The organism is Streptomyces sp. NPDC052687 (genome assembly GCF_040678395.1).
Classification (GTDB): domain Bacteria; phylum Actinomycetota; class Actinomycetes; order Streptomycetales; family Streptomycetaceae; genus Streptomyces.
The window spans coordinates 30577-53844 of the sequence record NZ_JBFATR010000023.1; the positions used below are offsets into that span (position 1 = coordinate 30577).

The following is a 23268-nucleotide window of genomic DNA, read 5'->3' on the forward strand; positions in this document are numbered from 1 at the left end:
TTGTCTGTCCCGCTTCCCCTCAGCCCTCGGCGACGGCACGCAGCCGGTCCACCACGTCGGCGCGCAGCTCGGCGGGTTCGAGGACCACCACGTCCGGCCCGAACTCCACCAGCCAGGCGTCCAGTCCGTGCCCGTACGGAATCTCCAACTCGTCCCAGCCGTCGCCGAGTTCCCGCACGGCGGTGGCCTTCGCCCGCAGGGGGTACCCGGCGCCGGCGCGCAGCCGGATGCGGGCGCTGCGGTCGGCGATCTCGCCCGCCCAGCCGGCGACGGTCTCGCGGACGGTGACGACGTCGGGCACCGGCGCGGTGAAGCGGCCGCCGCGCGAGCGCACCTTGCCGGTGATCCGCGACAGCCGGAAGACCCGCTCCGCGCCCCGGTCGCGGTCCCAGCCCGCGAGGTACCAGTGGCCGCGCCAGCACTCCAGCGCCCACGGCTCGACATGGCGGGTCTCGGGGCGGGCGGCGGTCGCCTTGCGGTATTCGAACATCACGGGGCGGCGGTCGCGGCAGGCGAGCATCAGCGGCTCGAAGGCGGCCTCGTGCACGGGGATGCGCGGCTCCAGCGCGCCGTGCGCCTCGTAGGGGTCCACGTCCTCGGGCAGTCCGGCCGCGCGCAGCTTCTGCAGGGCGCCGCTGGCCGCGCCGGCCAGCCGGGCCTGCTGCCAGACCTTGGCGGCGAGGCCGAGCGCGGCGGCCTCCTCGGCGTCGAGGGTGATGGGCGGGAGGCGGTTGCTGTCGCGGCGGGCCAGGTAGCCGACCTCGCCGTCCAGGTTCTCGACGGTCTCGATGACGAGCCCGAGCTCGCGCAGGTCGTCCTTGTCCCGCTCGAACATGCGGTTGAAGGAGTCCTCGGACCCCGTGGCACCGTTCTCCGGCCCGAAGGCCTCGACGTACGCCTCGATGGACTCGCGCAGCTCACGCTTGCTGAGCGGCCGCCGCGTCCCGAGCAGACACAGCGCGAGGTTCATCAGCCGCTCGGCCTTGGCAATGGCCATCGACGCCCTTCGCCTTCCCTATGGTGCTTCCGACCGATGACCGTACCGCTCCGCGGTGCCCAGGCAAAAGCCGAGGGCCCATGCCCGGACAGGCATGGGCCCCGGATGATCGGAACCGATCGGATCCCGTACGCGGTGCGGACGACGATCGGAACGTCTCGTGATCTTTTACGACTCCCGTCCGGCGGTCAGACCGCGAGGAGGTCGACCACGAAGATCAGGGTCTCGCCGGGCTTGATCGCCGGGGTCGGGCTCTGGTTGCCGTAGGCGAGGTGGGCGGGGATGGTCAGCTGGCGGCGGCCGCCGACCTTCATGCCCTGCACGCCCAGGTCCCAGCCCTTGATGACCCGGCCGCCGCCCAGCGGGAAGCGGAACGGCGTGCCCCGGTTCCAGCTCGCGTCGAACTCCTCGCCGGTGCTGAAGGCGACACCCACGTAGTGCACGGTGACGGTCTGACCGGCCTTGGCCTCGGGACCGTCGCCCTCCCAGATGTCCTTGATCTCCAGGTCCGCCGGGGGCTCGCCGCCCGGGAAGTCGATCTCGGGCTTCTCGATGCTCACGTCTTCAGACTCCTGCGTGTGTACGACAAGTAACGCGCCCAGTCTTTCATCCCGCCCGGCGCGGCGCGTGACCAGCCACTCCGGCGAAGGCCGCGCCGGGCGCCGAGCCAGGGAGGCGGCGCTCACATCTTGGCGAGGATGTCCACCGTGAACACCAGCGTCGCGCCCTTGGCGATGCCGCTGCCGCTCGGCGGGTTGTCGCCGTAGCCCAGGTCCGGCGGGATCACGATCACGACGCGGCTGCCGACCTTCTTGCCGGTCAGCCCCTGGGACCAGCCCTTGACGACCTGCTGGAGCGAGAACGAGGTGAGGGCCTTGCGGCCGTACGTCGAGTCGAACTCCTTGCCGGTGTCCCACTGCACGCCCTTGTACTGCACGAGGACGCTGTCCTGGGCGCCGACCTCGGCGCCGTCGCCCTCCAGGACGTAGTTCGCCACGAGCTTCTTCGGCGGGTCGCTCTTCGGGACCTCGATGGACGGCGCCTTGCCGTCCGTGTTCGTCCCGACCTTCGGCACGGCCGCGTCGTCCTGCGCGGTCTCCTTGCCCTTGGCGGAGCTCTTGGCGTTGAACGTGCCCTGGAGGTCCACGACGAACACCAGCGTGTCGGTGCCCTTGATGCCCGCCTGGGGCTGGCCCTGCTCCCCGTACCCCCAGGCCGGGGGGACCGAGAACTCGACCCGGCTGCCGAGCTTCTTCCCGGTCAGCGCATGGCGCCAGCCGTCGATGATGCTGCCCTGGGCCAGCTGGATCACCAGTGGCGTCTTGCGGTCGTAGGAGTTGTCGAACACCTTCGCGGTGTCCCAGATCTGGCCGAGGTAGTGGGCCTGGAGGTAGTCGCCCTCGGCGACGGACTGGCCGCCGCCCGCGATGACGGTCTTCACCGCGAGATCCTTCGACGGCGCGCCGCCGCCCTTGGCGATCGTCGGCTTCTCGTCGAACTTCGTCCCCGCGGTGATCGCCGGCAGCGGGCCGTCGACGATCTTCGGCGAGGGCGCGGCGGACGTGGCCCCGCCCGTCGGCGAGGCACTGTCACTGGCCTTGCTCGAATCGGCCTTGTCGTCGCCGCATCCGGCGAGTGCGACGAGTCCGGCGGGAACGGCGATCATGAGTGAGCGTCGGCGCACGATGGGGGCCTCGTAATCGGTCGATCTTGCGGATGGCGTGCGCGCAACTCTACGGCGTGAGAAGGGCGCCGTACGGGTAACGTACGGCGCCCGTGTGGCGTTCCGGCATGTCGTGCGGAATACGCCGCGGCTCACATTCCGGCGATCAGCTTCTCCACCCGGTCGTCCACCGAACGGAACGGGTCCTTGCACAACACGGTGCGCTGGGCCTGGTCGTTGAGCTTCAGGTGCACCCAGTCGACGGTGAAGTCCCGGCGCTGTTCCTGCGCGCGCCGGATGAAGTCGCCGCGCAGCCGGGCCCGAGTGGTCTGCGGCGGGACCGACTTGCCCTCGAAGATCTTCAAGTCGTTGCAGATCCGGGCGGCTTGGCCCTTCTTCTCCAGCAGGTAGTACAGGCCACGACGGCGGTGGATGTCGTGGTAGGCGAGGTCTATCTGGGCGACCCGCGGATGCGACATGGTCATGTTGTGCTTGGCCCGGTAGCGCTCGATGAGCTTGTACTTCATGACCCAGTCGATCTCGGTGTCGATCCGGTCCAGATCCTCGGTCTCGATCGCCTCCAGGGTGCGGCCCCACAGCTCCAGCACCCGCTCGACGGTGCCGGTGCGGATGCCGCGCCGCTCGCAGAAGTCCAGCGCCTTCTCGTAGTACTCGCGCTGCACCTCCAGGGCGGAGGCCTCCCTGCCGCTGGCCAGGCGCACCTTGCGGCGGCCGGTGATGTCGTGGCTGACCTCGCGGATCGCCCGGATCGGGTTCTCCAGGGTCAGGTCGCGCATCACCGTGCCCGCCTCGATCATGCGCAGCACCAGGTCGGTGGCGCCGACCTTGAGCAGCATGGTCGTCTCGGACATGTTGGAGTCGCCCACGATGACGTGCAGCCGGCGGTAGCGCTCGGCGTCCGCGTGCGGCTCGTCGCGGGTGTTGATGATCGGCCGGGAGCGGGTCGTCGCCGACGAGACGCCCTCCCAGATGTGCTCGGCGCGCTGGCTCACGCAGTACACCGCACCGCGCGGGGTCTGCAGCACCTTGCCCGCGCCGCACAGCAGCTGCCGGGTGACGAGGAACGGGATGAGGATGTCCGCGAGCCGCGAGAACTCCCCGTGCCGGGCCACCAGATAGTTCTCGTGGCAGCCGTAGGAGTTGCCCGCCGAGTCGGTGTTGTTCTTGAAGAGGTAGACGTCGCCCGCGATTCCCTCCTCGTGCAGGCGTCGTTCCGCGTCCACCAGGAGTCCTTCGAGAATGCGCTCGCCGGCCTTGTCGTGGGTGACCAGTTCGATCACGTTGTCACATTCGGGTGTCGCGTATTCCGGATGAGAGCCCACGTCGAGATAGAGGCGGGCGCCGTTGCGCAGAAACACATTGCTGCTGCGGCCCCATGACACGACACGGCGGAAGAGGTACCGCGCCACCTCGTCAGGCGACAGACGGCGCTGTCCCCTGAACGTGCACGTGACGCCGTACTCGTTCTCCAGCCCGAAAATGCGGCGGTCCATGACTGAACATTACGCCCGATCCCCTGAACTGAAACGGGGTTCGACGGCACGATTTGGATCATTTTCCGATGAAGACGCAACGACCGCGGTCCGCGCGGGAGCTGCGAGTACCCTCCCGGTGGCCAGCAGGACCAGCAGGGACGCCCCGCCGGCGGCGCCCGGCACCGCGAATCCCCCCAGCGCCCCGCCCCACTCGATGACCGGCCCCGCCAGGCCCGTTCCGACCGAGGCGCCGACGGTGAACGTGGTGACCAGCCAGGAGAACGCCTCGGTGACCGTGCCGGCCGGCGCGTGCCGGTCCACGATGACGAACGCGCAGGCGATGGCGGGTGCCAGGAAGACCCCGGAGAGCGCGGTGAGCGCCGTCATGGCGACCGGGCCGGGCATCAGCATCAGTGGCAGATAACAGACCGCCAGCAGACCCACGAGGGCGCGCAGACGCCGCTCCGGGGAACCGTCCCAGCGCCGCGCCCCGTACACCGAGCCGCCGGCCAGCGCGCCCAGCCCCAGGGCCGCCATCAGCCAGCCGTAGACCGCGTCGCCGCCGTGGTCGTCGGCGTACGACACCGCCGCGACCGTGATCGAGCCGAGCGCCACGCCGACGAACAGGAACGCGACCAGCAGGGCGATCAGGCCGGGCGAGCGCAGCGCGCCGAGCCAGTGGGCCTCGCGCGGAGCCGACCGCCACGCGCGCGAGGGCGGCGACACGACCACGGAGAGGGCGCCGAGGACACCGACCACGTTGAGCACCAGCAGCGCGGCCCGCTCGGACCACAGGGAGGTGCAGAGGGTGACCAGGAGCGGGCCGACGGTGAACATGACCTCCTGGGCCACGGCGTCCATCGCGTAGGCGGTGTGCACCTGGTCCTCCTTGCGCAGGACGGACGGCCACAGCGCGCGCAGGCCGCCTTCCAGCGGCGGGGTGAACAGGCCGGCCGCGGCCACCGCGGCGTAGGACAGGGCGGCGGGCTCGGTGCCGGCGAACGCGAAGACGGCCATGGCCAGGGCCGACAGCACCGCGGCGGGCAGCTGGACGCGCGGCTGGCCGCGCAGGTCCACCAGGCGGCCGAGCAGCGGCTGGCCCACCGCGTTGGCGACGCCGTACACGGCGGCCAGCGCGCCGGCCAGGCTGTACGAGCCGCCCTCCGCGCGGACGAACAGCACGATCGCGATCGGGGCGGTGGCGTTCGGCAGCCGCCCCACCAGGGTGCCCGTCAGCAGCCGGGCGGCGTGTTTCGCCCTGAGGATCTCCAGGTATCCCGCGGCCATGTCCCCCGCCTTCCGGCTCATCGAGGTTTTACGTATAACGTCGTCCGTCATACGTACCATGTGCGCTGTTCGCACGTCCAGGCCGAGCCCGGGCGCGACCCCCACGAAGGAGCAGCCCGACGGTGGCACGAGCCAGCACCCGCCCCACGAGCCGCGACGTCGCCGAGGCCGCCGGAGTCTCGCAGGCCGCCGTGTCGCTCGTGCTGGGCGACAAATGGCGCGGCCGGGTCTCCGAGGCGACCGCCGAGCGGGTCCGCCGGGCCGCGCGGGACCTGGGCTACCGGCCCAACCTGGCCGCCCGCAACCTGCGCCTCGGCCACACCCGCACGGTGCTGCTGGTGGTCCCCGCGCTGACCACCGAGTTCTTCGCCGGCGTCTACACCGGCGCCGCCCGCGTCGCCGCCGCCCACGGCTTCGGCGTCGTGCTCTACCCCTCCCCCGAGGGCATCGGCCCCGCCCGCGACCCCTTCGCCTCCGCGCAGGCCGCCCTGGACGGCGTCATCGCCTCCTCCATGGCCGCCGACGCCCTCACCGCCATCCGCGGCGACCAGCTGCCCCTCGTCATGCTCGACAGCGACCCCGAGGGGAGCCTCGGCGCGGCCACCGTCAACCTCGACATCGCCGACGGCGTGCGCCAGGTCGCCGAGCACCTCCTCGGGCTCGGCCACCGCCGCTTCCTGCACCTCGCCGCCGACGTCCCCTCCTGGACCTTCGAGATCCGGGCCCGGGAGCTGGCCGCGCGGACCGGCGCGGTCCCCGGCACCACCGTGCGCACCGCGCCCGCGCCGATCTCCATCGACGGCGCCCGCGCCGCCGCCGAGGCCGCGCTCACCGCCCCCGGCCCGCGCCCCACCGCCATCGTCTGCGACGACGACAAACTCGCCGCCGGCGCCTACAAGGCCGTACGGCGCCTCGGCCTGCGCGTCCCCGACGACATCTCCGTCACCGGCCTGGACGACCTGGCCCTGGCCACCGCCATCGACCCGGAGCTGACCACCGTCCGCCTCGACGCCGAGCTGTTCGGCGAGCGTGGCATGCAGGCCCTTCTGGCGGTCCTGGAGGGCCGTACACCGGCGCGGGGGGACATCCCGGTGGAACTCGTCGTCCGGGGCTCCACAGCGCCTCCCGCGGCCTTCTGAACGCGCAAGCGCCCCGGTCCTGGACGGACCGGGGCGCTTGCGTTCACGCGCGGGCGGAGGTCACTCCTCCCCGGCGGACTCCGAAGACTCCGAGGACTCCGACGACGCGCTTTCCGTCCCGGCGGACGCGCCCTCGGCCAGCAGTCGGGAGAGCTGCCCGCCGGTGATCCGCTTGAACTTCCGCTTCTGCGGACGCGTACGGTCCAGCACCGCGACCTCCAGGCGCTCGGCGGGGATCTCCCGCTGCGACCCGTTCGACTCGCGGGACAGCGCCTGGACCGCCAGCTTCAGCGCCTCGGCCAGGCTCATGCCGTCCCGGTGGCGCTGGTCCAGGTAGGTGCTGATCAGCTCGGCGTTGCCGCCGACCGCGACCGAGCCGTGCTCGTCCACGATCGAGCCGTCGTGCGGCAGCCGGTAGATCTGGTCGCCCTCCGGCGTCTCGCCGACCTCGGCGACGACCAGCTCCACCTCGTACGGCTTCTCACCGGCGCTGGAGAAGATCGTGCCCAGCGTCTGCGCGTAGACGTTGGCGAGGCCGCGGGCGGTCACGTCCTGCCGGTCGTAGGTGTAGCCGCGCAGGTCGGCGTAGCGAACACCGCCGATGCGCAGGTTCTCGTACTCGTTGTACTTGCCGGCCGCGGCGAAGCCGATCCGGTCGTAGATCTCGCTGAACTTGTGCAGTGCGCGGGACGGGTTCTCGCCGACGAACACGATGCCGTCGGCGTACTGCAGCACGACCAGGCTCCGGCCGCGCGCGATGCCCTTGCGGGCGTACTCGGCCCGGTCGGCCATGGCCTGCTGAGGAGAGACATAGAACGGCGTCGACACCGGTTATCCGTCCCTTTCTGTGGAAGTCACTGGATCACCCGACAACAAGAGCCCGCGGTCAGAGCAGGGCGGCCCGCGGGCCGTCCGGCTGCTCCAGACGCCGCTCCAGCACGGCCCGGGCGATCTGCGAGGACTCGTCCTCGGTGAGCCGGCGGAAGCCGTCCTCGGTGATCACGGTGACGATCGGGTAGATCCGGCGGGCGACATCGGGACCGCCGGTCGCCGAGTCGTCGTCTGCCGCGTCGTACAGGGCCTGGACCACCAGGGTGGTGGCCTCGTCCTCGGTCAGATCGTCACGGAAGAGCTTCTTCATGGCGCCTCGCGCGAAGATCGAGCCGGAGCCGGTGGCGGCGTACCCGTGCTCCTCGGAGCGGCCGCCCGTCACGTCGTAGGAGAAGATGCGGCCCTTCGCGCGGTCCAGGTCGTAACCGGCGAAGAGCGGCACCACGGCCAGGCCCTGCATGGCCATGCCGAGGTTGGACCGGATCATCGTCGACAGCCGGTTCGCCTTGCCCTCCAGGGAGAGCTGCGCCCCTTCGACCTTCTCGAAGTGTTCGAGCTCCAGCTGGAACAGCTTGACCATCTCGACGGCCAGACCGGCGGTGCCGGCGATGCCGACGGCCGAGTACTCGTCCGCCGGGAAGACCTTCTCGATGTCCCGCTGCGCGATCACGTTGCCCATCGTGGCCCGGCGGTCACCGGCGAGCACCACGCCGCCGGGGAACGTCACGGCCACGATGGTCGTCCCGTGCGGGGCCTCGACCACGCCCTGCGTGGGCGGCAGTTGCCGGTTGCCGGGCAGCAGCTCCGGCTGGTGCTCCGACAGGAAGTCCATGAACGAAGAAGATCCAGGCGTCAGGAAGGCAGCTGGTAGACGCCCGGTGCTACGAGTGTTGGCTTCCACGCGTTTCCTTCCGATAGTCAACAGGCCGAGGCCGGAATTGCAGTTGAAGCACAGTACGACGGACCCTACCCGTCTTGTGGCGGTGATCCACATGCGGTGGCGGAAGCCGGTCGGCGAAGACAGCGCGGCGCCGGTAACGCGCGGCACCGGACTCGGCCGCGCGCTCCCGGCACCGCACCGGTGCTCCGCTTTCCGGGGCGTCCCTCGCCCTCTCCCTGCCTTCGGTTCGAAGGCGGGTGAGGCAGGATGCCTTTACTGGCCACCCTTCTGAACGAAGGAGCGCACGAAGTCCTCGGCGTTCTCCTCGAGGACGTCGTCGATCTCGTCCAGGACGGAGTCCACGTCGTCGCTGAGCTTCTCGTGCCGCTCCTTGAGGTCCTCGGACGCCTGCGCCTCCGCCGCCTGCTCCTCGACCTCCTCGGTGGACCGGGTGGCCTTCTGCTGTCCGCCGCCGGTGTCCTTGGTCGCCATCACCCTCACCCCGCTCGGTTCGCCCGACACAGTTGCTGGTTCAAGATCAGACCCTACTCGCCGGGTCTGACAATGGCCCCGCAGTTTCTCCAACGTACGGGGCCCGTATCGATGATTCCCGGAGCCGGTGTTTTCCACCCTGCCCGGCCGGCTCTCCCCGGGTACCCGCTCAGCCGCCGGAGAGCACCTTGACCAGGTCCTCGGCGGTGCGGCAGCGGTCCAGGAGCTCCTTGACGTGATTACGCGTTCCGCGAAGCGGTTCCAGGGTTGGGACGCGCTGCAGGGAGTCCCGGCCCGGGAGGTCGAAGATCACGGAGTCCCAGGAGGCCGCGGCGACGTCGTCGGCGTACTGCTCCAGGCAGCGGCCGCGGAAGTAGGCGCGGGTGTCCTCCGGCGGCTTCTGCTTGGCCCGCTCGACGTCGGCCTCGTCCAGGAGCCGCTTCATCCGTCCCCGGGCCACCAGACGGTTGTAGAGGCCCTTCTCGGGGCGTACGTCGGCGTACTGGAGGTCGACGAGGTGGAGCCGCGCGGCGTCCCAGTCGAGGTCGTCGCGGCGGCGGTAGCCCTCCATGAGCTCCCGCTTGGCGACCCAGTCCAGCTCGCCGGCCAGACTCATGGGGTCGTTCTCCAGGCGGGTGAGCACGTCCTCCCAGCGCGAGAGCACGTCCTTGGTCTGCTCGTCGGCGTCTTCCCCGAAGCGCTCCTCCACGTACTTGCGGGACAGCTCGTAGTACTCCATCTGCAGCTGGACCGCGGTGAGTGTCCGGCCGCTGCGCAGCGTGACCAGGCGCTTGAGGGACGGGTCGTGCGAGACCTGGTGGAGGGTGCGGACGGGCTGGTCCACGGCCAGGTCGACGGCGATGAAGCCGTCCTCGATCATGGACAGGACCAGGGCCGTCGTACCCAGCTTGAGATAGGTCGAGATCTCGGACAGGTTCGCGTCGCCGATGATCACGTGCAGCCGGCGGTACTTCTCGGCGTCCGCGTGGGGCTCGTCGCGGGTGTTGATGATGGGGCGCTTCAGGGTGGTCTCCAGGCCGACCTCGACCTCGAAGTAGTCCGCGCGCTGGCTGAGCTGGAAGCCGTGTTCGTGGCCGTCCTGGCCGATGCCGACGCGGCCGGCGCCCGCGAAGACCTGCCGGGAGACGAAGAAGGGCGTCAGGTGGCGCACGATGTCCGAGAAGGGGGTCTCCCGCTTCATCAGGTAGTTCTCGTGCGTGCCGTAGGAGGCGCCCTTGTTGTCGGTGTTGTTCTTGTAGAGGTGGATCGGCTGGGCGCCGGGGAGCTGGGCCGCCCGCTCGGCGGCCTCGGCCATGATCCGCTCGCCGGCCTTGTCCCAGAGGACGGCGTCCCGCGGGTTGGTGACCTCGGGGGCGCTGTACTCGGGATGCGCGTGGTCGACGTAGAGCCGTGCGCCGTTGGTGAGGATGACGTTGGCCAGACCGATGTCCTCGTCGGTGAGCTGGCTGGAGTCGGCGGCCTCGCGGGCGAGGTCGAAGCCCCGTGCGTCCCGCAGCGGATTCTCCTCCTCGAAGTCCCAGCGGGCCCGGCGGGCCCGGTGCATCGCCGCCGCGTAGGCGTTGACGATCTGGGATGAGGTGAGCATGGCATTGGCGTTGGGGTGGCCGGGGACGGAGATCCCATATTCCGTCTCGATGCCCATTACTCGCCGTACGGTCATGCGGCCCTCCTTGCCCGGCGGAGTCCTCGGTCGTGGGCCCCGCGCAGATACCGCTCGCGCTCGGTCGCGTGTGCGATGCCCGTCCCCGCACTGCGCGACTCGGCGGTACGGAAGAGCCTAGAACGCCTTTGCGCTGGTGGGGAGATCATTTGCGTCATTGCCTCGCGCGCCCTCGTCCCGGGCGTCGCCGGGAAAACAGTCGGCTGCGGGTACCCGGAGAAGGCACCCGCAGCCGCCCTGCGTTTTACAGGTACTGACCGGTGTTCGCCACCGTGTCGATGGAGCGTCCGGTGTCCGCGCCCTGCTTTCCGGTGATCAGGGTGCGGATGTAGACGATCCGCTCGCCCTTCTTTCCGGAGATCCGGGCCCAGTCGTCCGGGTTGGTGGTGTTGGGCAGGTCCTCGTTCTCCTTGAACTCGTCCACGCACGCCTGGAGGAGGTGGGAGACGCGAAGGCCCTTCTGGCTGTGCTCGAGGAAGTCCTTGATCGCCATCTTCTTGGCGCGGCCCACGATGTTCTCGATCATGGCGCCGGAATTGAAGTCCTTGAAGTACAGGACTTCCTTGTCACCATTGGCGTAGGTCACCTCGAGGAAGCGGTTCTCCTCGGATTCCGCGTACATGTGTTCCACGGCCGTCTGGATCATGGCCTGGACGCATGCCGCCTTGTCGCCGCCGTGCTCGGCGAGGTCGTCCGCGTGCAGCGGAAGGCGCTCGGTGAGGTACTTGCCGAAGATGTCCTTGGCCGCCTCGGCGTCCGGACGCTCGATCTTGATCTTGACGTCGAGCCGGCCGGGACGCAGGATCGCGGGGTCGATCATGTCCTCGCGGTTCGAGGCGCCGATCACGACCACGTTCTGCAGGCCCTCCACGCCGTCGATCTCGGCGAGCAGCTGCGGGACGATGGTGTTCTCCACGTCCGAGCTGACACCGGAGCCACGGGTGCGGAAGAGGGACTCCATCTCGTCGAAGAAGACGATGACGGGCGTGCCCTCGCTGGCCTTCTCACGGGCCCGCTGGAAGACCAGGCGGATCTGCCGCTCGGTCTCGCCGACGTACTTGTTCAGCAGCTCGGGGCCCTTGATGTTCAGGAAGAAGCTCTTGCCCGCCGCCTGGCCGGTCACTTCCGCGACCTTCTTGGCCAGTGAGTTGGCGACGGCCTTGGCGATGAGTGTCTTGCCGCAGCCGGGGGGCCCGTACAGCAGGACGCCCTTGGGCGGCCGCAGTTCGTGCTCCTTGAACAGGTCCGGGTACAGGTACGGAAGCTCGACCGCGTCGCGGATGGCCTCGATCTGGTTGCCGAGGCCGCCGATCTGGTCGTAACCGATGTCGGGGACCTCTTCGAGGACGAGTTCCTCGACCTCGCTCTTGGGCACGACCTCGTAGACGTAGCCGGAGCGGGGTTCGAGGAGCAGGGCGTCGCCGGGGCGGATGGTGACGTCCAGCAGCGGCTCGGCGAGCCGCACCACCCGCTCCTCGTCGGTGTGCCCGAGCACCAGGGCCCGCTCGCCGTCCTCCAGGATCTCCTTGAGGGTGACGATGTCACCGACGCGCTCGAATTCCATGGCCTCGACCACGTTGAGCGCCTCGTTGAGCATGACTTCCTGGCCGCGCCGCAGCTCGTCGAGCTCGACGCTGGGGCTGACGTTCACCCGGAGCTTGCGGCCTCCGGTGAAGATGTCGGCCGTGCCGTCCTCGTTCGCCGCGAGGAAGACACCGAAGCCGGCCGGCGGCTGTGCGAGCCGGTCGACCTCTTCCTTGAGGGCCACGATCTGGTCGCGGGCCTCACGGAGTGTGTTCGCGAGTCGTTCGTTCTGGGCGGACACGCCGGCCAGGTTGGTCTGCAGCTCGACGATCCGCTCTTCGAGAATCCTCGTGTGTCGCGGAGAGTCGGCGAGCTTGCGTCGCAGGACGGCGATCTCCTGCTCAAGGTAGGCGATCTGCCCGGCCGGGTCGTCGGACCCGCGTCCCGGGCGGATGCCGCGGTTCATGTCGTCGTCGTGGGCTGCCACGGTCCTCACCTCCTCCAAGGGGAGCTGGACGCTTCCAGACCCTACCTGGGTGGGTGTCGATTGAAACCCCTAGATCACAAAGACGGTCGGGGTGTGTCCGATCTTCACCCTTGCGCTCTCCCTCACGCCAGGGGAATACCCACCGAACGCGATTGAAAAGCGGCCAGAGGTAGGGTCGAAGTGTTCAACACCCGCCAGAGCTGGCCGGATTCCCGTATGGCTCGGCGTAGAAAAGGGCAGGAGAGATGACCGTGCAGCAGGAGGCCGGAGTCGACGGCGAGGCGCTGGAGGTCTGGATCGATCAGGATCTCTGTACCGGCGACGGCATCTGCGCGCAGTACGCGCCGGAGGTGTTCGAGCTGGACATCGACGGTCTGGCCTATGTGAAAGGCCCCGGCGACGAGCTGCTTCAGGCGCCGGGAGCGACAACCCCCGTGCCGCTGCCGCTCCTCACGGACGTGATCGACTCCGCGAAGGAGTGTCCCGGCGAGTGCATCCACGTACGTCGGGTTTCGGACAGGGTGGAGATGTACGGCCCGGACGCAGAGTGACCAGAACTGTACGGCGCGTTACTACTGTCTGATTTCTCACACCGCCCGGCGACATCCGTCACACACTGCGCGCGCCGGCGGGTGACGAGCGCACGAACGCGCCGTTCTCCCACCGCCACTTCGCGTGGTCCTCGGTGTCCGGGCAGCAGGTGGGCACGTCGGCGGACGAGTAGCCGAGCAGGGTGGCGGTCACCGCGCCGTCACGGACGGCGAAGTCCTCGACCGTGTAGCGGTCCTTGGGGTCGACCAGGGTGGCCACCAGGCGCACGGGGGCGTCGGCGGCGGAGCGCGTGAGCACGTAGACGCCGTCGGGCGGGGTGCTGATGCCCGCGTCGCAGTGCACGACGGCGACCGTCTCCGGCCTTCCGTCGCCGTCGAGGTCCCCGGTCGCCTCGCGCTCCACCACGGCCTTGACGGGACCGCATTCGAGAGGGAAGTCCACGCCGTCCGTCGCGGGCGCGGCGGCCGCGGGCGCGGACCGGGGCCCCTGACCCGGCTCCTGGGCGGCGGTGGCCGCGCCCGGCTGGAGGAGCGCGGAGAGGGCGACGACGCCGGCGAGCGCGGTGGCGGTGGCCAGCCAGTGGATCGGACGGGTGCGCGTGTGGGCCAGTTCCGGGACCGCGGAATGCTGCACGAGGAGTGTCTCCTGTGAGGGCTGTGCCGGTGGAGGTGGCCAGCATGGTGCCACACGTCACAGGGCGGGGGAACGGCGGGGGGAGGGCTGTTGCCGGCCGAGCGAGCGCCGGAGGGCCGGTCATGGGGCGGACCGGGGGCGTGGGGCGGGCGGGGGCCGTGGGGCGTCAACGGCGCGGCGCCGCGGCCGAGTTCCGCGCGGGGTGCGGGAACTCGGCCATGGCGCCGGGACGTTGACGCGGCACGGAAGACGACACCACCCCGGCCCGCGAGGTCTCGGCGGCGGCGCGCGGCGGGACCGGCTAGCGGCCCATGCCTCCGTCGGCGTTGGGGCCCGTGTAGTCCTCGCCGTAGGCGCCCTTGGCGGGGCGGCGGCGGCGCATGGGCGGCTCGACGCCGTCCGCAAGGCGGCGGGCGGTGAGGAGGAAGCCGGTGTGGCCGATCATCCGGTGGTCCGGGCGGACCGCCAGGCCCTCGATGTGCCAGTTGCGGATCATCGTCTCCCAGGCGGTCGGCTCGTTGAAGCAGCCGATCTCGCGGATGGACTCGACGGTCCGGGCGAGCTGGGTGGTGGTCGCGACGTAGCAGCACAGGATGCCGCCGGGCACGAGCGCCTTGGAGACGGCCTCCAGGCATTCCCAGGGGGCGAGCATGTCGAGGATGACGCGGTCGACGTCGGTGTCGGACAGGTTGTCCTGCAGGTCGCCGACGGTGAGCTGCCAGGCCGGGTGCGGGCCGCCGAAGTAGCGCTCCACGTTCTGCCTGGCGATCTCCGCGAAGTCCTCGCGCCGCTCGTAGGAGTGCAGCATGCCCTGGTCGCCGATGGCCCGCAGCAGGAAGCTGCTGAGCGAGCCGGACCCGACGCCGGCCTCCACGACGCGGGCGCCGGGGAAGATGTCGGCGAAGGCGAGGATCTGCCCCGCGTCCTTGGGGTAGACGACGGCTGCCCCGCGGGGCATGGACAGGACGTAGTCGGGGAGCAGGGGGCGCAGCGCGAGATAGGCGACGTTCCCCGTCGTACGGACAACGCTGCCCTCGGGAGCGCCGATCAGTTCGTCGTGCGGGAAGGAACCCTTGTGGGTGTGGAAGTTCTTCCCGGCCTCGAGCGTGAACGTGTAGTGGCGGCCCTTGGGGTCGGTCAGCTGTACCTGGTCCCCGACCTTGAAGGGCCCGCGGCGGCGGGCGGCACCGGTCGGTTCGGACATGTGAACAGCCTACCGGGCTTTGCCGGGGCGGCCGACCACGGCCCGGGCCGCCCGGCCGGTCGGCTGGGCCGGTCGGCTGGGCCGGTCAGCTAGGTCGGTCGGCTGGGCGGGTCGGCTGGGCGGGTCAGCTGGGCCGGGCCATGGCCTTGACGAAGGCGCGTTCCACGTCGGCGGCGGACAGCACGCCGTAGATCTCGCCGGTCTCCTCGACGACCAGGTACTCAGTGGCGGGGTGGGCGCGCAGGGCGTCCAGCAGCTCCTCGCCGGCCAGCTCGGCCAGGACCCGCATCCCGTCGGTGAGCTCCTGGGCGAGGCCGCTGACGGAGACCCAGGGGCGGCGGTGCTCGGGGACGCCGACGATGGCGGCCTCGCGGACGATCGACAGCGGGCTGCCGTCGGCGTCGACCACGACCAGGGCGCGGGCGCCGGCGGCGTTGGCGCGGCGCAGGGCCTCGGAGAGCGGGGTGTCGCCCGGGACCGGGACCGCGCGGCGGGTGAGGGCGCGGGCGCGCAGCTCGGGGAGGTGTTCGCGCAGCCGGGCCACGCGCAGGCTGTTGCCGGCGCCGGTCCAGATGATCGCGGCGAGGATCGCGGCGAGCAGGGCGTCCAGGACGGTGTCCATGCCGACGTTGTCCTCGGCGTCCGCGCCGAGCAGGCCGGACTGGGTGAGCAGCGGCAGGCCGATCAGGACGGACACGGCGAGGGCGCGGCCGACCCAGGCGGCGGCGATCGTGCCGCTCATGGGCTTGCCGGTGAGCTTCCAGACGACGGCGCGCAGCATCCGGCCGCCGTCCAGGGGCAGGCCCGGCAGCAGGTTGAAGACGGCGACGATGAGGTTGGAGATCATCAGGCCGGCGAGCAGGACGCTCGGGACCGTGCCGGGCTCCACGGGCTGCATGGCGAGGTAGAAGACGCCGGCGAGGACGAGGGAGAGCAGCGGGCCGACGAAGGCCAGGACGAACTCCCGGCCGGGGGTCTCGGCCTCCTTCTCGATCTCGGAGACGCCGCCGAAGAACTGGAGCTGGATGCGGCGCACCGGCAGCTTGAAGCGGAGGGCGGCGACCGTGTGGGCCAGCTCGTGGACGAGGACGGAGGCGTAGAAGGCGACCGCGAAGAACAGTGCCACCAGGTACCGGGCGCCGCCCAGCTCGGGCAGCATGTGGTCCAGCTGGCCGCCGAAGACCCAGGTGATGAGGGCGGCGACGAGGAACCAGCTGGGCGTGACGTACACGGGCACGCCGAAGGGGCGCCCCATCAGCAGCCCGCCGCCGGGCTCGGGGCGCCGGGGGGCGGGGCCCTTGGGACCGGAGTGGGCGTGGGGGCGGTCGTGGCCGCCGGGGCGGGCGGCGTCGTCGGCGCCCGCGTCCGCGCCGGGGGTCCGGCCGGCGGGGGTGGTGCCACGGGGCGGGGCCGGGGGTCGGCCTTGCTCGGCAGGGGGCTGCCCGGGAGAGGTGTGCTCTGGGGAGGTCTGCGCTGGGGAGGCCTGCTGTGGAGCGGGCTGCCCGAGGGTGGGCCGCTCGGCGGTGGGCCGCTGGGGCGCGGGCTGCTCGGGTGTGGACGGCGAGGGAGTAGGCCACTCCGGGGCGAGCCACTCGGTGGCGGGCCGCTCGGGCGCGGGCTGCTCGGGCGCGTGCGACTGGGGTGCGGACGGCGAGGGAGTAGGCCACTCCGGGGCGAGCTCGGTGGCGGGCCGCTCGGTCGTGGCCCGCTCGGGTGCGGACGGCGACGGAGTACGCCGCTCCGGGGCGAGCCGCCCTGCCGTGGGCCGCTCTGGCGCGGGCTGCGAGGGGGCGGGGCGCTCGGGGGCGGGGTTCTTGTCGAGGCCGGGCTTCCCGGCGGCGCCCGTCGCGGCGGCCGGGCTCGCGGTGTCGTCCCCGCGGGGGGCCGGTTCCTCGCGGGAGCCGGTGGTCCGGCTCGCCGCCCGGTCCTCGCGGACCGGCGCGTCGGGGGTGGGGTGGGGGGCCGGTGTCGCGTGGGGTCCGGTCGAGTTGTCGTTGCCCGACCGCGGCTGCCCGCTCCCGCCGCTCTCGTCCACGATGTCCCCTCGTTCGAAGCGTGTCCCGCACCTGCCGGGCGGAAGGTCTCGGGTCGATGGTATGCGGCCACGGGGGTGCGTTCCGCCCCGGCACCCCTTCTGTTTCCCCCGTCTCCGCCGGCGCACACGACCGTGGCGGAGGTCACTGTCAGTGGTGGGCCGTAAGGTCTGTGGACATGGAGACGAGCACCGAGGGCGTGACGGAGGCCCACAGCGACGGTACGGCGGAGCCCGCGCCCGCCGGCATGATCACGGCCGCGGCCGGGACGGCGGCGGACGCCGGTCCCGCCCCGGCCCTGCCGCCCACCTCCCTGTCCCCCTCCCGCGCCGGCGACTTCATGCAGTGCCCGCTGCTGTACCGGTTCCGGGTGATCGACCGGCTGCCGGAGAAGCCCAGCGAGGCGGCGACCAAGGGCACGCTGGTGCACGCGGTGCTGGAGCGGCTGTTCGACGCGCCCGCCCCGGAGCGCACCGCGCCGCGCGCCAAGTCGCTGATCCCGGCCCAGTGGGACCGGCTGCGGGAGTCCCGACCCGAGCTGGCCGAGCTGTTCGCCGACGATCCCGAGGGCGAGCGGATGGCGCGCTGGCTCGGCGAGGCGGAGCAGCTGGTGGAGCGCTGGTTCACGCTGGAGGACCCGAGCCGGCTGGAACCGGCCGAGCGGGAGCTGTTCGTCGAGACGGAGCTGGAGTCGGGGCTCCGGCTGCGCGGCATCATCGACCGGGTCGACGTGGCGCCCACCGGCGAGGTCCGGATCGTCGACTACAAGACGGGCAAGGCGCCCCGGCCGGAGTACGCCGACAGCGCGCTGTTCCAGATGACGTTCTACGCCCTGGTGGTGTGGCGGCTGAAGAACGTGATCCCGCGCCGTCTCCAGCTCGTCTACCTCGGCAGCGGCGACGTGCTGACGTACGACCCGGTGCGGGCGGACCTGGAGCGGGTGGAGCGCAAGCTGCTCGCGCTGTGGGAGGCGATCCGGCGGGCGACCGAGACCGGGGACTGGCGGCCGCGCCCCACGAAGCTGTGCGGCTGGTGCGACCACCAGGCGCACTGCCCGGAGTTCGGCGGCACTCCCCCGCCCTACCCGCTGCCCACCCGCTCCCCGTGAGCCCGGCCGCGCAGGGCAGAATGGGGCCCGAGCGAAGGAGACTTACGTGGCCATCCGTGTCCTACTGGTCGACGACCAGCCGCTGCTGCGTACGGGCTTCCGGATGATCCTGGAGGCCGAGCAGGACATCGCGGTCGTCGGCGAGGCCGGGGACGGCCTCCAGGCACTCGACCAGGTGCGGGCCCTGCAGCCCGATGTGGTCCTGATGGACATCCGCATGCCGCGGATGGACGGTGTGGAGGCCACCCGGCAGATCACCGGCCCGGGGCGGGACGGCCCGGCCAAGGTGCTGGTGCTGACTACCTTCGACCTGGACGAGTACGTGGTGGAGGCCCTGCGGGCGGGGGCGAGCGGCTTCCTGCTGAAGGACGCGCCCGCGCACGAACTGGTGCAGGCGATCCGGGTGGTGGCCGCCGGCGAGGCCATGCTCGCGCCGAGCATCACCCGCCGGCTGCTCGACAAGTACGCCACCCATCTGCCCTCCGGTGACGAGCCGGTGCCGGACACGCTGAACACCCTCACCGACCGCGAGGTGGAGGTGCTGAAGCTGGTGGCGCGCGGTCTGTCGAACGCGGAGATCGCCGCGGACCTGTTCGTCAGCGAGACGACCGTGAAGACGCACGTCGGCCACGTCCTGACCAAACTGGGGCTGCGCGACCGGGTGCAGGCCGCGGTGTACGCGTACGAGAGCGGACTGGTGCGCCCCGGCGCGCAGTGAGACGGACGACGCCGAGGGCGGCTCTCCCCGTGGAGGGAGAGCCGCCCTCGGCGTCGGTACCGGTGGTGCCGGTCAGCTCTTGCTGAGCTCCCAGAACCGGAACACCGTCGAGGCGTCCAGGCAGTACTCCAGGCCGTAGACGCCGTCGCGGACGACCGCGTACTGCTTGGCCTGCCACACGGGCAGGAGGGGCAGTTCCTCGGCGACGATGTCCTGGAGCGCGGCGTAGTCCTTCTCGGTGGCGGCGCGGTCGGACTCGGCGGCCGTGCGCGGGATCAGCGTCCCGGTGATGGTGCTGTTGGCGTAGTTGTTGCCGAGCACGTTGCCCTTGCCGAAGAACGGGGCCGTGAAGTTGTCGGCGTCGGGGTAGTCGGGCACCCAGCCCTTGACGTAGACGCCGTACTTGCCGGCCTCGATGTCCTTCTCGTACTGGTCGAAGGGGACCGACTTGACCCGGGCCTCGAACAGGCCGCTGGCGTTGAGCTGGCCGGCGATGGCCTGCAACTCCTGGTCGGTGGCGGGGCCGTAGCGGGACGGCGTCGACCAGAGGGTGAGCTTCACCTTGCCGTCGATGCCGTCTTCGCGCAGGGCGGCGGCGGCCTTCGACTTGGAGGGGCTCGCGCCGTAGGTGTCGAAGAAGGCCGTGTTGTGGCCGCCGATACCGGCCGGGATGATCGAGTAGAGCGGGGTGGCGGTGCCCTGGTAGACGTCCTCGATGAGGGCGTCGCGGTCGATCAGGTAGGCGATGGCCTTGCGGACGGAGAGCTTTCCGGCGACCGGGTCGTCCATGTTGAAGACCAGGTGCTGGACCTCGGCGCTGGTTCCCTCGACGACCTGGGCGCCGGAGTCGGCGTCGGCCTTCTCGATGTCGGCGATGTCGCCGGCGCTCAGGCCTCGGTAGGCGATGTCGATCTCGTCGTCGAGGAGCGCCTGCTTCAGCGCGGTGCGGTCGCCGTGGAAGAACCTCAGGGTGACGCCGTCGTTCTTGACCTCGGCGTCGCCCTTGTAGTGCTCGTTGACGGAGAAGACGGCCTCGTCCTCGCTGAAGGAGTCCAGCTTGTAGGGGCCGGAGCCGACCGCCTGGCCGTCCTCGCGCAGCTCGGCGCCGTCGTACTCGCGGTGGTTGACGATGGAGCCGGCACCGGAGGCGATCTTGCTGGGGAAGGTGGCGTCGGGCACCTTCAGCCTGAAGACGACGGTCTTGTCGTCGGGCGTCTCGACGGAGTCGAGCATGGGGAACATGATCGACGGGCCGTCGGGGTCGGCGATCCTCAGCATGCGGTCGAAGGAGAACTTGACGTCCTTCGAGGTGAGGGGGTCCCCGTTGCTGAACTTCAGGCCGTCCTTCAGCGTGCACTTGTACACCTTGGTCGAGGTGTCCGTGAAGGAGCACTGCTCCGCGGCGTCGGGCTCCGGCTCGGTGCCTCCCTTCGGGAAGCTGAGCAGCGACTGGAAGACGTTGTTGAACAACAGCCAGGAGCCGGGGTCGTAGCCGGAGGCCGGGTCCGTCGCCAGGACGTCGTCGGACATCCCCATGACGACGGAGGAGCCGTTGTTCCCCGCGTCACCGTTCTCCGTACCGCATCCGGTCAGCAGGCCGGAGGCCAGCCCCGCCGCGAGGGGCAGGACGGGCCACTGCTTGCGCATGTTCACGTGCGTGTGCCTTACGTCGTTCTCGGGATCCCGGGCGGCCGTGCGGCGGCCGGGCACGGGCGAGGAGATGTCAGCCGCTCACACCGCGGCCGAGCTCCCACAGCTGGAGGGTGGAGGAGGAGTTCAGCGCGTAGGCGCTTCCGGTGATGTCGTCGCGCGCGGCCACGTACTGCTTGCCCTGCCACAGGGGAAGCACCGGGACGTCCCGGGCGACGGTGTCCTGGATGCGCGTCAGGCTGTCGACGGCGGCGAGCCGGTCGGCCTCCCGGCGCGACTGCGGGATCAGGCTGTTGCGGATCTCGCTGTTGGCGTACGGCGAGCCGAGGAAGTTGTCCTTGTCGAGGAAGGGCGCGAGGAAGTTGTCCGCGTCGGGGAAGTCCGGGAACCAGCCCATGCCGTAGACCTCGTACTCGCCCTTCTGCTCGGCGGGGCGGAACGTCGTCCAGGGGGCGCCCTTGATGTCGACGTCGAACAGGCCGCTGTCGTTGAGCTGCTTCTGCAGCAGCTCGAACTCCTTCTTGGTGGCGGAGCCGTAGTGGTCGGTCGTGTAGTGCAGCGTCAGCTTGACCGGGGTGGTGATGTCGGCCCCGGTGAGCAGGGCGCGGGCCTTGGCGACGCTCGGGTCGCCGTAGCGGTTGAAGAACGCGTTGGAGTGGCCGGTGATGGCGGCCGGGACCAGCGAGTACAGCGGTTCGGCCTGGGAGCCGTAGACCTCGGAGACGATCTGGCCGCGGTTGACGATCTGGGCCATGGCCTGGCGGACGGCCTTGCTGCGGACGGCCGGGGCGTCGGTGTTGAAGGCCAGGTAGCGGATCTCCAGGCCGGGCATGTCGACGAGGTTGACGCCTTCGGGGGCGTCGGTGCCGAGCTGCTGGATCTGCTGCGGCGTCATGGTGCGCGACATCAGGTCGATGTCGCCCTTCTCGAGGGCGTCGCCCATGGCGTCGGCGTCCGCGTAGGAGACCAGTTCGACCTTGTCGTTGTTCACCGTCAGGGCGCCCTTGTACGAGGGGTTCTTGGTGAACACGGCCTTGACCAGCTCGCCGTCCTTCTCCTCGGCCTCCAGGGTGTACGGGCCGGAGCCGTCCACGGCGAAACCGGCGCGCAGCTTGCCCTTGGGGTAGTCGTCGGGGTTGACGATGCCGGCGACCGGGGTGGACAGCTTGTACGGGAAGGTGGCGTCCGCGGTCTTGAGGTGGAAGATGACCTCGCGGTCGCCCTGCGTCTCGAGGGTGTCGATGGTGGACAGCAGGGCGAAGACGCCGCTGTCGGCCTTGAGGGAGCGGGCGCGGTCGATGGAGTACTTGACGTCGGCGGCGGTGATCGGGTCGCCGTTCGCGAAGGTCAGGTCGTCGCGCAGCCGGCAGGAGTAGCGCTCGTTGCCGGTGTCGGTGAAGCCGCAGCTCTCGGCCGCCTCGGGGACGGGCTCGCCCTCGCCGCGGGGCTGGATCATCAGCGTCTGCACGGTCTGGCGCAGCACGTTCCAGGTGCCGACGTCGTAGGCGTAGGCCGGGTCGAGGGGGGCCGGCGCGTCCTTGGAGGCGATGAACCGGTCCGTGGTGCCGACGGCGATGGCGTCGCCGCCGTCGCTCCCGCCGTCGGACCCGCCGCATGCGGCGAGCGCGGGCGCGAGCAGGCCGGCCAGGGCCGGCAGCACCAAAGTCTTGCGGTTCATGCTCGAGTTTCTCCAGAGCTGTCGAGTCCGTGTATCCGGCATGCAGGGGTGGCGCCGCGGATCACGGGATCAGGGGGTGATGTTCTCGCGACGAGATTAGTGCGCGCCCGCAGCGCGGCTCGCGGGCACCGGAGTTGAACCGCCATCACGCAGCGAAACCGGACGTGGACGCACCGAAAACCCGACAGCGGAAGGATTCGTGCAGCGTCTCACCAATCGGGACACAAGGGCACGGCGCAAACCGCGGGAACCGGACAAGGAGCACGCGCGGGGTGACGCACCGGACCGCGCGTGAGTGGTGAACGTCACATGTCCAACGGGGTGTGTGGACGCTGGAATTCGGCCACCCGGAGTGGTTCGAATTCCCCCGCGGACGCGTTCGATGAATTCCCGCCCAATGCGTGCTGCACGGTGGGTGAAGAGCTAGCGCATTTCCGTCATCAGCCCGCGCAGAAATGGCAGGTCGACCTCTTCCAGCGAGGTCACCACGGTACGGCGGGCGGCGGGGGCGATGGGGGCGACGGACGGCACCGCGACGACCCGGCACCCGGCGGCCTCGGCGGCGGCCACCCCGGTCGCCGTGTCCTCGATGACGGCGCATCTGGCCGGATCCGCACCGAGCCCGGCCGCGGCCAGCAGATACGGGTCGGGGTGCGGCTTGGTGCGCGGCACCTCGTCACCGGCCACGGTCAGGGCGAAGTACTGCGGGCCGAGCGAGGTGAGCACCCGGTCGATGATGCGCCGGTGGGAGGCGGAGACCAGGGCCGTGGGGACCTCGTGCGCGGCCAGCTCGGCGAGCAGCCGGGCGGCCCCGGGCATCATCGGCAGCGCGCGGTCGATCCGGTCCTCGAACCCCTGGTTGAGCAGGACGGTGAGTTCGGCCAGGGTGATGTCGGCCCCCGTGGCCTCGATGAGGAACCCCGCGCTGCGGCTCATGGGCCCGCCGACCACGACATGGCGCCAGGAGTCGTCGAGGGTGTGTCCGAGGGCCGCGAAGACCTCGACCTCGACGTCCCACCAGAAACCCTCGGTGTCCACCAGGGTCCCGTCCATGTCGAGGAGCACGGCTTGGAGGGCGGAGCCTTCGGCCGTACGGGTGCCGAGCGCGGGGACGGTGGTCGTCATCCGGCGTACCTCCTTGAGGGACGAGCAGGCCGGTTCCCGCACGGGAACCGGCCTCCAGTGGACCGACCAGTGTACGACGCGCGCCGGCGA

Annotated in this window: 20 protein-coding genes and 1 pseudogene; 4 read left to right on the plus strand and 17 right to left on the minus strand. The window is 70.8% G+C overall.

The window, feature by feature from the left end:
• Nucleotides 1–19: 19 nt before the first annotated feature.
• The 5 genes from AB0K92_RS19650 to AB0K92_RS19670 form a co-directional block, all read right to left on the minus strand.
• Nucleotides 20–997: a WYL domain-containing protein gene (locus AB0K92_RS19650; protein ID WP_365924478.1), complete on the minus strand. Its 978-nt coding sequence runs from the start codon at nt 995–997 to the stop codon at nt 20–22.
• A gap of 188 nt (nt 998–1185) precedes the next feature.
• The gene (locus AB0K92_RS19655) at nt 1186–1557 is read right to left on the minus strand and encodes an FKBP-type peptidyl-prolyl cis-trans isomerase (protein ID WP_165996936.1); all 372 of its coding nucleotides are present in this window, start codon (nt 1555–1557) and stop codon (nt 1186–1188) included.
• A 122-nt stretch (nt 1558–1679) separates the two neighbouring features.
• On the minus strand, nt 1680–2681 hold the full coding sequence (locus AB0K92_RS19660; RefSeq protein WP_365924480.1) for an FKBP-type peptidyl-prolyl cis-trans isomerase: 1002 nt from the start codon (nt 2679–2681) through the stop codon (nt 1680–1682).
• 131 nt (nt 2682–2812) lie between these two features.
• Complete coding sequence (pafA, locus tag AB0K92_RS19665) at nt 2813–4174, minus strand: Pup--protein ligase (RefSeq protein WP_165996941.1); 1362 nt, start codon at nt 4172–4174, stop codon at nt 2813–2815.
• Nucleotides 4175–4183: 9 nt separating this feature from the next.
• A complete protein-coding gene (locus tag AB0K92_RS19670; protein ID WP_365924482.1) occupies nt 4184–5443 on the minus strand; it encodes an MFS transporter in 1260 nt (419 codons plus the stop codon).
• Between the two features lie 122 nt (nt 5444–5565).
• Between AB0K92_RS19670 and AB0K92_RS19675 the strand changes: the two genes are divergently transcribed.
• The gene (locus tag AB0K92_RS19675) at nt 5566–6582 is read left to right on the plus strand and encodes a LacI family DNA-binding transcriptional regulator (RefSeq protein ID WP_365924484.1); all 1017 of its coding nucleotides are present in this window, start codon (nt 5566–5568) and stop codon (nt 6580–6582) included.
• Between the two features lie 60 nt (nt 6583–6642).
• Here AB0K92_RS19675 and prcA read toward each other — a convergent pair whose 3' ends face one another.
• The 6 genes and pseudogenes from prcA to arc all read right to left on the minus strand — a co-directional run bounded on the left by prcA (nt 6643) and on the right by arc (nt 12477).
• Nucleotides 6643–7410, minus strand: coding sequence for a proteasome subunit alpha (gene prcA / locus AB0K92_RS19680; protein ID WP_365924486.1), 768 nt, complete (start codon nt 7408–7410; stop codon nt 6643–6645).
• 58 nt (nt 7411–7468) lie between these two features.
• Nucleotides 7469–8314, minus strand: a complete 846-nt coding sequence (gene prcB / locus AB0K92_RS19685) for a proteasome subunit beta (protein ID WP_165996948.1) — start codon at nt 8312–8314, stop codon at nt 7469–7471.
• Nucleotides 8266–8408, minus strand: a pseudogene (locus AB0K92_RS19690) (endonuclease domain-containing protein); the annotation flags it as partial. The pseudogene AB0K92_RS19690 and the gene prcB, both read right to left, overlap by 49 nt.
• A 158-nt stretch (nt 8409–8566) precedes the next feature.
• Complete coding sequence (locus tag AB0K92_RS19695) at nt 8567–8785, minus strand: ubiquitin-like protein Pup (protein WP_062154959.1); 219 nt, start codon at nt 8783–8785, stop codon at nt 8567–8569.
• Nucleotides 8786–8954: 169 nt separating this feature from the next.
• On the minus strand, nt 8955–10466 hold the full coding sequence (gene dop, locus AB0K92_RS19700; protein ID WP_365924488.1) for a depupylase/deamidase Dop: 1512 nt from the start codon (nt 10464–10466) through the stop codon (nt 8955–8957).
• A gap of 244 nt (nt 10467–10710) precedes the next feature.
• Entirely contained in the window at nt 10711–12477 is a 1767-nt protein-coding gene (gene arc / locus AB0K92_RS19705; RefSeq protein ID WP_365924490.1) for a proteasome ATPase, read from the minus strand.
• A 245-nt stretch (nt 12478–12722) separates the two neighbouring features.
• Here arc and AB0K92_RS19710 point away from each other — a divergent pair, with 245 nt between their 5' ends.
• Nucleotides 12723–13028: a ferredoxin gene (locus AB0K92_RS19710; protein ID WP_365924492.1), complete on the plus strand. Its 306-nt coding sequence runs from the start codon at nt 12723–12725 to the stop codon at nt 13026–13028.
• Nucleotides 13029–13086: 58 nt separating this feature from the next.
• Here the strand turns inward: AB0K92_RS19710 and AB0K92_RS19715 are convergent, their stop codons facing one another.
• The 3 genes from AB0K92_RS19715 to AB0K92_RS19725 form a co-directional block, all read right to left on the minus strand.
• Entirely contained in the window at nt 13087–13662 is a 576-nt protein-coding gene (locus AB0K92_RS19715) for a hypothetical protein (protein WP_365924494.1), read from the minus strand.
• A gap of 301 nt (nt 13663–13963) precedes the next feature.
• Nucleotides 13964–14866, minus strand: a complete 903-nt coding sequence (locus tag AB0K92_RS19720; protein ID WP_165996958.1) for a tRNA (adenine-N1)-methyltransferase — start codon at nt 14864–14866, stop codon at nt 13964–13966.
• Between the two features lie 124 nt (nt 14867–14990).
• Nucleotides 14991–16901 carry a site-2 protease family protein gene (locus tag AB0K92_RS19725; RefSeq protein ID WP_365924496.1) on the minus strand — a complete coding sequence of 637 codons (1911 nt, stop codon included), beginning with the start codon at nt 16899–16901 and terminating at the stop codon, nt 14991–14993.
• A gap of 176 nt (nt 16902–17077) precedes the next feature.
• On the opposite strand from AB0K92_RS19725, the gene AB0K92_RS19730 reads away from it, so the two are divergent.
• Both AB0K92_RS19730 and AB0K92_RS19735 read left to right on the plus strand, forming a co-directional pair.
• The gene (locus tag AB0K92_RS19730) at nt 17078–18007 is read left to right on the plus strand and encodes a RecB family exonuclease (RefSeq protein WP_365924498.1); all 930 of its coding nucleotides are present in this window, start codon (nt 17078–17080) and stop codon (nt 18005–18007) included.
• A gap of 46 nt (nt 18008–18053) precedes the next feature.
• A complete protein-coding gene (locus AB0K92_RS19735; protein ID WP_073942070.1) occupies nt 18054–18725 on the plus strand; it encodes a response regulator transcription factor in 672 nt (223 codons plus the stop codon).
• A 72-nt stretch (nt 18726–18797) separates the two neighbouring features.
• Here the strand turns inward: AB0K92_RS19735 and AB0K92_RS19740 are convergent, their stop codons facing one another.
• From AB0K92_RS19740 to AB0K92_RS19750, 3 genes are all read right to left on the minus strand, one after another.
• Complete coding sequence (locus AB0K92_RS19740) at nt 18798–20378, minus strand: ABC transporter substrate-binding protein (protein WP_365924500.1); 1581 nt, start codon at nt 20376–20378, stop codon at nt 18798–18800.
• A 70-nt stretch (nt 20379–20448) separates the two neighbouring features.
• Nucleotides 20449–22053, minus strand: a complete 1605-nt coding sequence (locus tag AB0K92_RS19745; protein WP_365924502.1) for an ABC transporter substrate-binding protein — start codon at nt 22051–22053, stop codon at nt 20449–20451.
• 423 nt (nt 22054–22476) lie between these two features.
• Complete coding sequence (locus AB0K92_RS19750; RefSeq protein WP_365924504.1) at nt 22477–23178, minus strand: HAD family phosphatase; 702 nt, start codon at nt 23176–23178, stop codon at nt 22477–22479.
• Nucleotides 23179–23268: the final 90 nt, after the last annotated feature.